General features: G+C 40.0%; 12 protein-coding genes and 2 pseudogenes. 4 read left to right on the plus strand and 10 right to left on the minus strand.

Going from position 1 to position 12,901, the window contains the following annotated elements; all coding sequences use genetic code 11:
* Positions 1–236: 236 nt before the first annotated feature.
* From ENH88_RS03920 to ENH88_RS03940, 5 genes and pseudogenes are all read right to left on the minus strand, one after another.
* Entirely contained in the window at positions 237–653 is a 417-nt protein-coding gene (locus ENH88_RS03920) for a VF530 family DNA-binding protein (protein WP_064666266.1), read from the minus strand.
* 147 nt (positions 654–800) lie between these two features.
* Positions 801–1,793: an MDR family oxidoreductase gene (locus ENH88_RS03925; protein WP_304179743.1), complete on the minus strand. Its 993-nt coding sequence runs from the start codon at positions 1,791–1,793 to the stop codon at positions 801–803.
* 57 nt (positions 1,794–1,850) lie between these two features.
* Positions 1,851–2,195, minus strand: a pseudogene (locus ENH88_RS03930) (TetR family transcriptional regulator C-terminal domain-containing protein); the annotation flags it as partial.
* A 14-nt stretch (positions 2,196–2,209) separates the two neighbouring features.
* Positions 2,210–3,592: an IS4 family transposase gene (locus ENH88_RS03935; RefSeq protein WP_304179745.1), complete on the minus strand. Its 1,383-nt coding sequence runs from the start codon at positions 3,590–3,592 to the stop codon at positions 2,210–2,212.
* A gap of 101 nt (positions 3,593–3,693) precedes the next feature.
* A pseudogene (locus tag ENH88_RS03940) lies at positions 3,694–3,996 on the minus strand (TetR/AcrR family transcriptional regulator); the annotation flags it as partial.
* Between the two features lie 467 nt (positions 3,997–4,463).
* On the opposite strand from ENH88_RS03940, the gene rmf reads away from it, so the two are divergent.
* Complete coding sequence (gene rmf, locus ENH88_RS03945; RefSeq protein ID WP_016707188.1) at positions 4,464–4,634, plus strand: ribosome modulation factor; 171 nt, start codon at positions 4,464–4,466, stop codon at positions 4,632–4,634.
* A 65-nt stretch (positions 4,635–4,699) separates the two neighbouring features.
* Here rmf and fabA read toward each other — a convergent pair whose 3' ends face one another.
* Complete coding sequence (fabA, locus tag ENH88_RS03950; RefSeq protein ID WP_283710693.1) at positions 4,700–5,215, minus strand: bifunctional 3-hydroxydecanoyl-ACP dehydratase/trans-2-decenoyl-ACP isomerase; 516 nt, start codon at positions 5,213–5,215, stop codon at positions 4,700–4,702.
* 204 nt (positions 5,216–5,419) lie between these two features.
* Here fabA and ENH88_RS03955 point away from each other — a divergent pair, with 204 nt between their 5' ends.
* From ENH88_RS03955 to ENH88_RS03965, 3 genes are read left to right on the plus strand one after another with little or no spacing between them, the layout of a single operon-like run.
* Positions 5,420–6,277 carry a 6-carboxytetrahydropterin synthase gene (locus ENH88_RS03955; RefSeq protein WP_304179752.1) on the plus strand — a complete coding sequence of 286 codons (858 nt, stop codon included), beginning with the start codon at positions 5,420–5,422 and terminating at the stop codon, positions 6,275–6,277.
* Positions 6,270–7,085 carry a M23 family metallopeptidase gene (locus ENH88_RS03960; protein ID WP_304179754.1) on the plus strand — a complete coding sequence of 272 codons (816 nt, stop codon included), beginning with the start codon at positions 6,270–6,272 and terminating at the stop codon, positions 7,083–7,085. Before ENH88_RS03955 ends, ENH88_RS03960 begins: the two co-directional genes overlap by 8 nt.
* A 5-nt stretch (positions 7,086–7,090) precedes the next feature.
* Positions 7,091–7,522 (plus strand): acyl-CoA thioesterase, encoded by a 432-nt coding sequence (locus ENH88_RS03965; RefSeq protein WP_304179756.1) that lies wholly within the window; start codon positions 7,091–7,093, stop codon positions 7,520–7,522.
* A 162-nt stretch (positions 7,523–7,684) separates the two neighbouring features.
* On the opposite strand, the gene ENH88_RS03970 is transcribed toward ENH88_RS03965, so the two are convergent.
* Genes ENH88_RS03970 through ENH88_RS03985 form a run of 4 tightly spaced genes read right to left on the minus strand, consistent with a single transcriptional unit; the run spans position 7,685 to position 12,894 of the window.
* Positions 7,685–9,007, minus strand: a complete 1,323-nt coding sequence (locus tag ENH88_RS03970; RefSeq protein WP_304179757.1) for a Na+/H+ antiporter family protein — start codon at positions 9,005–9,007, stop codon at positions 7,685–7,687.
* Positions 9,004–10,998 carry a transglutaminase TgpA family protein gene (locus tag ENH88_RS03975; RefSeq protein WP_304179760.1) on the minus strand — a complete coding sequence of 665 codons (1,995 nt, stop codon included), beginning with the start codon at positions 10,996–10,998 and terminating at the stop codon, positions 9,004–9,006. Before ENH88_RS03975 ends, ENH88_RS03970 begins: the two co-directional genes overlap by 4 nt.
* A gap of 1 nt (position 10,999) precedes the next feature.
* Entirely contained in the window at positions 11,000–11,989 is a 990-nt protein-coding gene (locus ENH88_RS03980) for a DUF58 domain-containing protein (protein WP_304179761.1), read from the minus strand.
* Positions 11,989–12,894, minus strand: coding sequence for an AAA family ATPase (locus ENH88_RS03985; RefSeq protein WP_304179764.1), 906 nt, complete (start codon positions 12,892–12,894; stop codon positions 11,989–11,991). The genes ENH88_RS03980 and ENH88_RS03985 overlap by 1 nt, the downstream gene beginning before the upstream one ends.
* Positions 12,895–12,901: the final 7 nt, after the last annotated feature.

Below are 12,901 nucleotides of genomic sequence, written 5' to 3' on the forward strand. Positions count from 1 at the left end.
ATAGCCAAATTGGGAGGTTGGCACGATAGTAAACGAACAGGGCGTGTTGGCACAAAAGCCATGTGGGACGGCTGGGTGAAGTTGGTATTTTTAGTCGAGTCCTATGCTTTTATGAAGGAACTCGACTTGTGATCAAGAGACAGGCACCTAGCACCTAGCACCTAGCACCTAGCACCTAGCACCTAGCACCTAGCACCTAGCACCTAGTACCTAGCACCTAGCCTAGCACCTAGCATCTAATTCCCCCAAGGATTACTCGCACTAGAGCGTTGCTTACGCGTACGGGCGCGATCTTTGGCTTCTTTTTTCGCTTGAATGCGCTTTGCATCACTAAAGCTTAATTCACATGGTTCACCCGGTTTATGATCTTCAGGAATAACGCGGTCACGTGGGGGAAGCGCATACTGCACATCATCCGGTTTCGGCAGATTCTTTAACCGATAAAGGTAAAAGTTTTCAACTTTATCTTGTGCCCACTGGGTTTTACGCAAAAATTTAACCGCAGATTTAATATCAGGGTTATTTTTAAAACAATTTAGCAGTAGATAAGCATGTAAAAGCTCCCACCCATATTGATCAACTAACTCTGATACAACTTGCTCAAGTTTAACGCCTTGTAGCGGGTTATTGCCGAATAAATCTTCATTACTCATGTTTTACACTCTTTTTCTAAACTCTAATCTCAGAATTATAATTTTTATCACGGTAATTTGATACTACAATATTTTATTGTTGCAGATTCTTATAGTGATTATAAGCAACAAAAAAGCCAGACATTAGCCTGACTTTATGATAACTAGCTATGCTTGGCAATTTACCATGACACGACCGCGGATATTCCCGGTCATCAGCTCATCAGCCGCATTAATAACCTGCGCTAAATTAATTTCAGTCGATATTTTATCTAAGTAGCTTTGCTCTACAAGCTCACCTAAACGTTGCCATGCTTGGATACGGTCAATTTTCGGGCGCATGACACTGTCTATGCCGAGCAATGAAATACCACGTAGAATAAACGGCGCAACGGATGCCGGAAAATCCATGCCTTGTGCTAAACCGCAGGCAGTAACTACACCGCCATACTTTAAAGAGGCGCAAATATTAGCAAGAGTGTGACTACCAACCGAATCAATGGCTGCAGCAAAGCGTTCTTTGGCAAGTGGTTTAGCTGGATTTGATAGCTCATTTCGGTCGATCACTTCAGAGGCGCCAAGCTGTTTTAAATGATCTGTTTGATCTACGCGTCCTGTTGCTGCAACAACGGTATAACCTAATAAATTAAGTAAATATACCGAAAAGCTACCCACACCGCCGTTTGCGCCAGTTACCAAAATATCACCCGATGCGGGTGTGATCCCTTGCTTTTCAAGCGCAATAATACTGAGCATGGCAGTGTAGCCAGCAGTACCAATTTGCATTGCTTGTTTTGGCGTTAAGGTATCGGGTAGGGGGATCAGCCATTCATCTTTTAATGAGGCTTGCTGAGCAAGGCCACCCCAGTGTTTTTCACCTACCCCAAAGCCATTTAATAGCACCAATTGCTCAGTGTTGAACTCATTAGAATTGCTCGTTGTGACTTTACCGACTAAATCAATGCCCGGCACCATAGGGAACGAACGTACTACGGGGCCTTTACCGGTAATTGCTAAACCATCTTTATAATTCAAGCTGCTGTAGAGTACATCAAGCATGACATTATAATTGGGCAGCTCACTGTGCTGGAGCGTTTGTAATGACGCCGAATAAGTATCATCAATATTATTTATTACAATAGCTTTAAATTGCGTGTTCATGTTGACTCCATTTAGACCGATCGTCTTTTAATTGCTAAATAAAAACACATTACTTAATTATCTAAGTAATGCGCGTAAAAACATTTCAGTATATAAAATTAATGGTTGCGTATTCTTAGTCAGCTTAGCGCGCATTACTGCACCCTCCCAGCCAATCCAGAAAAACTCACTCATTTGCTGCGTATTCACGCTGGTGGCTATGACACCTTGTTGTTGAGCTTGCTCTAAGCAGGTTTGCACATGTTGTTGCCATAATTGATAACTGCTCAGCAGCTTACTTTTAAATTCATCGCTGAGGTGATTGAGCTCTTGGTTTAAATTACCAATTAAGCAGCCACGATTAAAATCATACTTCTGCATGCCGCGGGCTGCACTTTGCGTAAAATTAATAAGCCGCTCTAGGTGCTGTCTCTTGATCACATTTCTAGATCAAGAGACTTGGCTAGCTCATAACCTTCAAGGATGGTTTGCAGTTTAAACCATCCTTCCCACAATCTCTCCCAACCAACACGGCCATTACGTTTTGAATCATGCCAACCAGCTAATTTACCAAGGTTAATGTAAGCCCAGTAAAGGCTTGGTGCTGTTTTTGGTGGTTTTGACTTTTCTTGCTTTGTCCATAACAACTTCCACGCTAAAGGACTTAAAACCATTTCACAACTCTGTTTTTCCGCTTCCTTTTTGTTAAGACCAAGGTATCGAAGTTGATGTAGGCGAGCTGCAATGAAGGCTAATATAACAACCATCTTTTCTAGGTTGTCTTTACTTTGCATACGTAAATCTTCTACTTGCGTACCGCCACTTTTCCAAGCTTTATGAAACTCTTCAATTAGCCAACGTTTTTCATAGTAGGCTAGCACGCACTCTGCTTCTTCTTTACTTGTCACTGGTTCAGATGTTAAAAGGTGCCAACTTAACCCTTGGTCGCTGTTTTCTTCCTGACAGCCAACGTAGTACAGCGGCACAGCAGCGCCTTTTTTATTCGCTGGCATTTTGACGTCCACTTTGGCGTAACGTATCTGACAACATGCTTCTCTCGCTTTACGCCCACCTTTTTGCCTCACTAAAACCGTGCGTTGACCTGCCGATTTTAACGACTCGCTATATTGATAAAGCTTGTTTCCACTCTGCTCAATACAGCGACTTTGCATCGAACGCACGACAAAGCGTTGCTGCTGAGTTGTTTTGTAAGTTAGATACTCAATGATATCTGCTTCTCGGTCACACACTGAAATCACCTTGCTCATTTCTGAGCCAAGACGAGTCGACATCGCTTCTGACGCCTGCTCCCACTTGTAGCTTTCTTTGCTTTTATACGCTCGGCTTGCATGACGATTATTCTGACCATATAAAGTGATATCTCGTGTCCATCGTTTTTGCTCAATAAGACCAACGACATGCTGCTGCTCTGGTGCAAACAGCAATACTGAATGAGCGTGCATACCACGCGAATGCTTGTTTGAAGTCGTGTGTCCCATTTCGTCACGTACTGTTTGATGCCTGAATTCAAGCGAAGTGGTGTCCTCTAAAGCGAGAAGGCAATCGTATTGGTTAACACGCTTTGCTGTCGCTAGAAAGCCTGACTCGGCTATAGCTTGGGCATTGATTGCTTTGTTGCGAGTAAAACGGTAAGCCGCTTCAATATCAGCGAGAGAAGTAGATGATTGCACCAGAGATTGCCCTAACCTATTGGAAAGGTTAGAGGCTAACACAACCAGTCGCTTTGCTCTGCGAATATCACCTAACTTGGCTTGAGAAAATGTTTCTGATGCCCATTGTTCTGAACTTGTTGAAAACATCGTGACTGACCTTGTAGTTATATCAAAATAGATCAGATCGAGATTTATCAGTTAAGTTCAAAAAAATCCCCCGATTTTCATCGAGGGATTTGTGTATGAAAGACAGGCTCTAGGTGGGGGATATCGTCTTGCTCTAAATAACGACGTAACTTAGCAACAAAATAGTCGTTATAGGCATCAATCACCGCTAAACCATAGGCATCTTTATTAGTAAAGTAATGATAAAAAGAGCCCTTCGGGACGCCTATCTTTTTTAAGATAGTATCAAGTCCTGTGGCGCTAAAACCAAACTCAGTCAGTGTTGCGACCCCAGCCGATATAAGTAATGCCTTGGTGTCGGCATTACTGCGTGCAACTTTTGGTGGGCGACCACGCCGCGGTGGATTTTGATTATTTTTTAGCATAAACACATATTAGACCGATCGTATTTATAGTTGCAAGGATTAATTATTAAACAATATAAAAAGTGCATGTGAAATGTGGGTAAATTATCTGCGAGGCAGCCGCCGTAAAGCGGCTAATAATAAGCTCAAAAATTAAACTGCTTTACTATTAGTAAGTTGAAATAAATTTGTCATAATTACATTTTTTATAGGAACTTCACTCATAATCGGTAGTCACAATTAAGGAAGGAAACTGCGTGTTAATGATTAAATAGTGGTAATTTTTTGTACAGAAATAGGTCGCACAGCAGTTGGTACGACCACTTTACTTTTTTATATGTTAATTCATTTTTGCATCAGTAGCTTAGTTAAAGTCAATTTATTTAATTGCTTTTGTGATTTGAATTTAACAGTTTTATTAACTATTCATTAAATGTAGATGTCATGAACGCTACAAATTTATAAATATAAAAGGTGAGGATTTACCTATGAAGAGACAGAAAAGAGATCGGTTAGAAAGAGCTCATTCTCAAGGTTTTAAAGCAGGCTTAGCGGGTCGTTCAAAAGACCTTTGCCCTTATCAACAAGTGGACCCAAAATCAGAGTGGTTAGGTGGTTGGCGCGAAGCGATAGAAAATCGCAATATGTATAAAACCTAATTTTCATGTTTCGAATTTAAGCAAAAACGCCGCTGTATGAAGCGGCGTTTTTGTAGCAGTTTTAATTAAAACGCACTGGTATCTTGGAATAAACCAACTTTTAAATCTTTTGCTTCGTAGATCACGCGGCCATCTACTTCAACTGTACCATCAGCCATACCCATGAAAAGTTTACGTTTAATAACGCGCTTCATAGTTAAACGGTAGGTCACTTTTTTAGCTGTTGGCAGGATTTGGCCGGTAAATTTAACTTCCCCTACACCCAGTGCACGGCCAAGCCCAGGCCCGCCAGACCAACCAAGGAAAAAACCAACTAATTGCCACATTGCATCTAAACCAAGGCAACCAGGCATTACTGGGTCACCTTTAAAGTGACAGTCGAAAAACCATAGATCTGGATTAATATCTAACTCGGCAACGATTTCACCTTTACCATGCTCACCACCGTCATCGGTGATTGAGATGATACGATCCATCATTAACATGTTGTCACTTGGTAGACGACAATTGCCTTCACCAAACATTTCACCTTGACCACATAGGATCAAATCTTCTTTTGTATAGCTATTTTTAGGTTCCATAACACTTATCATCGCTTAGAAATTGCCACGTACTTTAGCGTACACTTGTACGCTAAACAACTCGGAGCAGTTAAAAAAATAATTTATTTGCATTAAATACCACCGCTTAGGTGAAGAACATGCTAATTCCACGATTTAATCGCGCAATTAGGAGCAAAAATCATTATAATTACTGTGATTTTTTAACCAGTATAAAGGAAGTTTATGATCCTTTTTGTTAACGCACTTACCGTAATTGATTTTTCTTATCTTTGTAACAAACGAGGCGCAGTAGGTGAAAGCTGGATTGTTGATTTAACCTTGCATGGCAAGTTAAATGAAGAGTCTATGGTGCTCGATTTTGGTTTAGTTAAAAAGCAAATTAAAGGCATTATTGACCAATGTATTGATCACAAGCTGGCTATTGGCAAGCAAATTAACGGCCACGTTGAAAACCATGGTGACTATACAACGCTTGATTGTACGTTTGGTGATGAGCACCACTTAGCTATGAGCGCGCCAAATCAAGCGTATTGCCTGATTGATGCTGACGTAGTTAATGAGCAATCGGTTATTGATTTTTTAATTGCGACTATTATGCCGCAGTTACCAAGCAATATAGATAAAATTGAAATTGAATTAAAGCCAGAGCATAGCAAGAGTTTTTATTATCACTATAGCCACGGTCTTAAAAAGCATGATGGTAATTGCCAGCGTATTATTCATGGTCATCGTTCGCAAATTGGTATTGCGCTTGATGGCATGGCGATGCCGCGATTACAAAAACAATGGGCTGATAAGTGGCAGGATATTTATTTAGCGACAGCTGAAGACCAAATTTCAGCTACGCAGTTACAACATATCAGCGCCAAAGAAAATGACCTTTGTTTCGCATATACTGCGGCGCAAGGCTATTTTGAGATGGCTATCAGTAAAGCCCGCTGTGATATTTTGCCAATTGATACTACGGTTGAATGTATTGCAGGTTATTTAGCTGAGCAAGTTAAAGCCCAGCACCCTGAAAATGATGTAAAAGTAACAGCGTATGAAGGGGTCGCAAAAGGATCGATTTGTTATGCGTAAATTATTTGCATTGTCGTTATTTGCCACTGTGAGCTTTTTTGCGGATGCCGTTGAGTTACAAGGTCACTTAACTCAAGGTGGCTTAGTGACTGGGAAAATTGAGGGTGTAAAGTCAGTTAGCTTTAATGGCCAAGCATTAAAAACCACTGAGCAAGGCGAATTTGTATTTGGTTTTGGTCGTGATGCTGAGTTAACACATCAATTAAGCTGGGTTGATGCTACAGGAGCAGCGCAGCAACAAGCAATTGTGATCACCAAACGTGATTACAAAATTGATAAAATAACCGGTGTCGCGAGTAAATATGTATCGCCACCAAAAGAAGTCAGCGAACGCATTAGTCGTGAAGCGGTTGCTGTTAAAAATGCCCGTAAAGTTGACTCTGAACTTAGGTATTTTTTAGATCCTGTATACAAACCTGCAGAAGGTCGTATATCCGGTGTATATGGTAGCCAACGCTATTTTAACGGTGAACCACGTCGCCCTCATTTCGGCTTAGATATTGCGAATAAAACCGGTAGCCCAGTGTATGCTCCCGTTAGTGGCACTGTGGTATTTGCCGATAACGATCTTTATTACTCAGGTGGCACATTAATTTTAGACCACGGTCATAGTGTTACTTCGACTTATATACATTTGAGTAAACTCGATGTGAAAGTAGGGGATACCATTAAACGTGGCGAGAAAATAGCGGAGATCGGTGCTACAGGTCGTGTAACTGGGCCACATTTAGATTGGCGTTTAAACTGGAAAGGCGAACGCCTTGACCCTGCACTTATGATGTTAGACACATTAGCGAACCAAAAGTAGAGAACATGACAACACAAGTAAACCATGAAGAAATAATTGCTCAACGCATTAAAGATTCAACCACATCAGTAACTAAAACCGTTTTTCCTGGGCGTACCAATCATCACAACACTTTATTTGGTGGTGATGCACTAGCATGGATGGACGAAGTTGCGTTTATTGCTGCTACTCGCTTTTGCCGTAAACCTTTGGTAACCATTTCATCAGACAGAGTTGATTTTAAAGAAGCGATCCCTGCTGGTACTTTTGCTGAATTGATTTCAAAAGTAGTGCACGTAGGTAATACAAGCTTAAGAGTTGATGTGGAAATCTTCTTAGAAACGATGCATAGAGACGATAAACACTCGGCTATTACAGGCAGTTTTACCTTCGTAGCGGTTGATGATAATCACAGACCAACGCCAGTAGTATGCGATAAAATGATTTATGGTTTTTAGCAGCACTTATTAAAAAAGGAAGCACAATTATGTGTTTTCTTTTTTAAAGAAAAAGAACACATCATACTATATCTGGTTATACATAACCCTTAACAACAGCGTATAAATTATAAAGAGATCACCAAGTAGAAGGGGGCTTCTACTTGGTTTTAACTGGTAGGGTTAAAGTACCATGGCTGCTATCCAGCCAAATATAAGTAGCGGAATATTAAAGTGAATAAAGGTTGGTACCACTGAATCCCAGATATGGTCATGTTGACCGTCTGCATTGAGTCCAGATGTTGGCCCAAGCGTTGAATCAGAGGCTGGTGAGCCAGCATCACCTAAAGCGCCAGCCGTACCAACTAATGCAGCAGTAGCCATCATTGAAAAGTTAAGCTCTAAACACAAAGGCACAAATAAGGTGGCAATAATTGGCACGGTAGAAAACGAACTACCAATGCCCATGGTGATCATTAATCCAACAAGTAGTATTAATGCTGCGGCCAAAGGTTTATTACCATCAATAACTAACGCTGCACTTTGTACTAAGCTGGTTACATCACCGGTGGCTTTCATAACGGAAGCAAAACCTTGGGCGGAAATCATAATAAAGCCAATCATCGCCATCATAGCCACGCCCTTACTAAACACGTCGCTATTTTGCTCCCACTTAACCACACCAAACAAACTAAAAATCATCACCCCAACTAAGCCGCCTAAAATCATAGAGCCACTGACATTTTGTGCAACTAAAGAGGCGAGTACTGCGGTAATCCCTACCAGTAATACTTTTTTAGGTTGTTCAATGGCAATGCTTGTCACGTGTTCTTCATTTTCGTCTTGTTGATAACTTCGACGTTTTCTGTAACTAATAAACACAGCAATAAGCAAACCGACTAACATACCACAAGCCGGTATGATCATTGCCAGTGGCACTTGGTTATTAATAATCTCTAAGCCATTATCAACCAGGTTTTTATGTAAAATTGAGTATAAATAAATGCCACCAAAGCCATAGGGCAAAACCATATACGATGTTGCTAAACCAAACGTTAAAATACATGCGATAGCGCGACGGTCTAATTTTAACTTATTAAATACTATTAGTAGTGGGGGAATTAAAATTGGTATAAAGGCGATGTGAACAGGCACAAGGTTTTGTGATGCAATTGCACAAGCCAAAATAATAAAGAGGATAAAATAACTAAGGCTGGTTTCACTATTACTGCTGTTGTTATTTACTGTTGCCAGTAATTTTGCCGCGAGTATACGGGTGAGTCCAGATTTTGATATTGCGACAGCAAAAGCGCCTAACATCGCATAGCTTAACGCAATTTCAGCGCCACCAGAAAGGCCTGCATTAAACGCATTAAGTGTATCAGTTAAACTTAAACCTGCGGTTAAACCAGCAACTAAAGCACTCAGTGTCATTGCGACTATTACATTAACCCGTGCTAAAGTTAGCCCCAGCATTAATAAAACACCGATCACAACTGCATTCATAACTTTCTCTTCATCTTTGTTTTAATTAATTTTATCAGATCTTTACTGTGTTTTTTACGATAACTACTAAATACTAACTGACGATAACGCACATCGGAGTATAACTGCGCAAATTGTTCGATATATATTCGTTTCTCTGGTTGTTGCTCGGCGGCATAGTCTAAAAACTGCAAAGGAGTTTGGTTTGGCCTAGCAACAATGCCTTGTTTATCGCACCAACTAACTATTTTAAGGTAATCTTTGGCCAAGGTATGTGTAGGCTCGGGGGATTTTTTCGGCCATGATAAGTACACAAAATAACAAATAAATGCCAAGCACACCGTCGCTATTACAATCAATGAAATCTGCCACAGTTGTTTGTTACCAAATAGCTTGTTTAACAGGGATGCCTGTTTTTGCTGATCGAACCCTAACACCCAGCTTGTCCATTGGTAATCAAGGTTTTCAAGTTTGAGTCGCAGCCAATTAAAACCGGCTATATTGCTTAACCGTAATAGGCCAAAACCTAAATTACTGGTAAATTCATTATTCAATTGCGCATGCTGTGATAGTGAACCATTTAATCTTTCAGGCGAAACCACAGCCGTTGCATCAAAAATTTGCCAGCCTTTGCTTTTTATATACACTTCAACCCAGGCATGCGCGTCATATTGATAAACACTGAGATAGCTATTTTGTTGGTTGTACTCACCACCTAAATAGCCAGAAACCACACGAGCAGGAATGCCAACACTCCTAAACATAAATGCCGCAGTACTGGCATAGTGACCACAAAAACCACGCTTATTATTAAATAAAAATTGATCTAAGGTATTGCTACCCGTAATTGGATCCGGTGTTAATGTATAACTAAAGCCATTATTGGCAAAGTAATCGTATAAGGCAGTATAAAAAGCGTCGTCATCATTATTGTGTTGCTCAAATAAACGTTTAGCAAAAGATTGCGACTGCATATTTGTGTCTTTCGCTAAATTTAGTTGTACGTTTTGATACTGCGCGGTGCGAGGCAGCTGTGTAACAGCCAACGGATAACTTTGTGCTGTATAACTCACACTATTAGCTAAAAAACGTTTGCGAACTAATAAGCCATCACTGGTTGTTTTTACGTCTTTATGGGTTGAACTAGCAAGCTGTAAACCATAAAGCCAAGGTTTTGCTGCGGGCTCGGCAAATATTTGGTAACTATATAAAGGGTCATCAGTAAAATTAGTACTGGTTTGCTCGATAGCTTGCTTTGTTTTTAAAATGTCCGATATCAACCAGGTTTTGCCATCAAATTCATCATGTATGATGGCACGCCAGTAATAGGGCCCTGTGGGCCTTTGCTCATTAAACTTTGCTCTAAATACCAATTCATCTGAATTGGACAATTTAGCAATATCAAATGGGTCGACACTTTCAGACAAACCGGTTTTTGCTAATTTTGGCCCAGGCAGTTGCCAAAATGCCGGAACTTTCGGTAACAAAAGTAATAAGAAAATAGAGATAGGCAGTGCCAGTAATAACAGTTTCAAACTGCCTTTCACTGCAATTTTTAAATTATGTGTGGACTCAATTAAAGCCAGTACGGCAAAGTTTAGAATATACAAGATGCTAATTATGAGTGTTGCGAACAGACTTTGAGAAAAAAGATACACCGTAGAAAGACTAAAAAAACTAAGTAACGTGATGGTTTGATAATGTTTTTTTGTAGTCGCTTGGAGTAATTTAAATAAACTAGACAAGATCAGCATCGCCACAAACAAAGTAACGGTATCACCAAAGCCAACATCGTAAAACAAAACCAGTAAACTAAACCCCGCTAATGTATTGGCTAATAGTGCATTGGGTTTATTGCAGTTTAATAAGGTAATGACAAGATTCCAAATACACAAACTCACTAACAGTGTATTAAAAACCAGCGGGAGTTCAGTAAAAATAAAACTTAGCACTAAAATATAAATAACTGATAACGATAGATTAATTGCGCTTAAATTATTAATGACTCTCATATTAACCCTTAGCCATTTTGGAAAAGCGACTGAGCGCTTCTAAGCAGTTTTTACAGTGTGCTTTTCCTTCGTTCACCTCAAAATAGCTGGCCTCTAATTGTAAACCGTAACGAGTGCCTTGCTGGTAGGCTTGGCTGATCAAATAGCTCAATTGCTGCAGGCGCGATTCTGTATTGCCTTGTAACTGATTAAAATCAAAAAATACACTTTGAGCTGAGTAATTAACAAATTCTTTAACCATCAGCTGCTGAGTTTTAGCGTAGTGCTTCCATGACACTCGTTTCATATTCATACCGAGCTGATGGGGGCTTAGGCCATCAAACTCATCGCTTCCGTGAGTGTTCTTTTGATCGCCAGCACCCATGCTGTGGTGGTTTTGCTGATCAGCTTGTTGTACAGGTTTACGCTGTTGCGGGTAAACAAAAATTGTATGTGCTAATTGCAAATAACTCCACACAGAGACCAACCCAAATGGATAGCGGCTAATAATTTTTAAACGCTTTAATGGATATTCACCCCGTTGTTTTAACGGTAACTCTAAACTAACTAATTGTGACGGTGCCGTTGTTTCAGCAATCGTTGTGAGAATTTTATTTTCGTAAATAAACTGTAGAGATTGGCATGTTTTATCGTGTGATAGCTGCAATTCTAGTTGTGCACAACTGGGAGCATAACTAGCAATATGCCTTTTGTAAGACACCGTTAAGCCTTTAACATTGTTATAGCCGATCAATAATGAAAAAATCATCACAACGAGCATCAAATAGGCCATCACTAAGATCAAATTATTTTGATAGTTCACAGCCAATATAAAATTCAGAGCGGTAACGAGTAAAAAACTGCTGCCAAGTTTGGAAGGTAAAATATAAATGCTGTTATGCGTTAATGTTAGCTGTTCGGTGTTGTGTTTATTTTTAAGTAATAAACTGAAAAGCTTAACCTTTAATTTAGAAAATAGAGCAGGGCGTGTTACTTTTTTATTCTCATGCATTATAAAGGTACATTAACGTCATTTAATAATTGGTTGAGCTGTTGTGCACTTACGTCATGATTTAAACCTAATCGGTGCTCTGTTACGCTTGCGAAGATGACTTGTACATCGTCAGGGGTGACAAAATCACGGCCATCAATAAACGCCCATGCTTGCGCAGCTTTTCCTAAAGCAATACTGGCTCGTGGAGAGAGCGCATTAGCAAATTGGCTATTATTACGTGTAGCCCAAACAAGCGCCAAAATATAATCAACAACCGGCGTACTTAAAGTAACAGTGCTAATTTTATTTTGTATTTCAATTAATTGAGCTGCGTTAATACGCACTGGCAAACGGTCATAATCTCGATTGTTTTGGCCTAAAATCAATTTCCGTTCTGCATCTTTTGGTGGAAAACCCAAGCTAATACGCATAAAAAAACGGTCTAATTGAGATTCAGGTAAAGGGTAAGTTCCTGATTGATATAGAGGGTTTTGAGTAGCTATAACAAAGAACGGACTAGGTAGGGCGTGTTTATCGCCATCCATGGTTACTTGGTTTTCTTCCATAGCTTCTAATAAAGCACTTTGTGTTTTTGGACCGGCCCGATTTATTTCATCCGCTAATACGACTTGGCTGAAAATAGGCCCTTTATGAAAAGTAAATTCATGTTTATTAGCATTAAAAATACTTGAACCAAGTATATCCGAGGGTAATAAATCACTGGTAAATTGCACTCGCTGATACGTTAAGCCTAACACAGCAGCAAGCGCATGGGATAAAGTGGTTTTCCCCATACCAGGCAAATCTTCAATTAATAAATGCCCTTGGCTGAACAAGCAAGTTAATGCGAGTTTGATTTGCTGCTGTTTGCCATAAATAACCCCAGATAAATCATCAATGATCGCTTGTACAGTTTGTTGCATAGTAACC

The organism is Pseudoalteromonas prydzensis, from assembly GCF_011050055.1.
In the GTDB taxonomy this organism is placed as follows: Bacteria; Pseudomonadota; Gammaproteobacteria; order Enterobacterales; family Alteromonadaceae; genus Pseudoalteromonas; species Pseudoalteromonas prydzensis_A.

Coding starts and splice junctions, on each gene's coding strand:
- ENH88_RS03920 (WP_064666266.1), bottom strand. CDS start 653: ATGAGTAATGAAGATTTATTCGGCAATAACCCGCTACAAGGCGTTAAA.
- ENH88_RS03960 (WP_304179754.1), top strand. CDS start 6,270: ATGCGTAAATTATTTGCATTGTCGTTATTTGCCACTGTGAGCTTTTTT.
- fabA (WP_283710693.1), bottom strand. CDS start 5,215: ATGGAACCTAAAAATAGCTATACAAAAGAAGATTTGATCCTATGTGGT.
- ENH88_RS03925 (WP_304179743.1), bottom strand. CDS start 1,793: ATGAACACGCAATTTAAAGCTATTGTAATAAATAATATTGATGATACT.
- ENH88_RS03935 (WP_304179745.1), bottom strand. CDS start 3,592: ATGTTTTCAACAAGTTCAGAACAATGGGCATCAGAAACATTTTCTCAA.
- ENH88_RS03970 (WP_304179757.1), bottom strand. CDS start 9,007: ATGAATGCAGTTGTGATCGGTGTTTTATTAATGCTGGGGCTAACTTTA.
- ENH88_RS03955 (WP_304179752.1), top strand. CDS start 5,420: ATGATCCTTTTTGTTAACGCACTTACCGTAATTGATTTTTCTTATCTT.
- ENH88_RS03975 (WP_304179760.1), bottom strand. CDS start 10,998: ATGAGAGTCATTAATAATTTAAGCGCAATTAATCTATCGTTATCAGTT.
- ENH88_RS03985 (WP_304179764.1), bottom strand. CDS start 12,894: ATGCAACAAACTGTACAAGCGATCATTGATGATTTATCTGGGGTTATT.
- ENH88_RS03980 (WP_304179761.1), bottom strand. CDS start 11,989: ATGCATGAGAATAAAAAAGTAACACGCCCTGCTCTATTTTCTAAATTA.
- ENH88_RS03965 (WP_304179756.1), top strand. CDS start 7,091: ATGACAACACAAGTAAACCATGAAGAAATAATTGCTCAACGCATTAAA.
- rmf (WP_016707188.1), top strand. CDS start 4,464: ATGAAGAGACAGAAAAGAGATCGGTTAGAAAGAGCTCATTCTCAAGGT.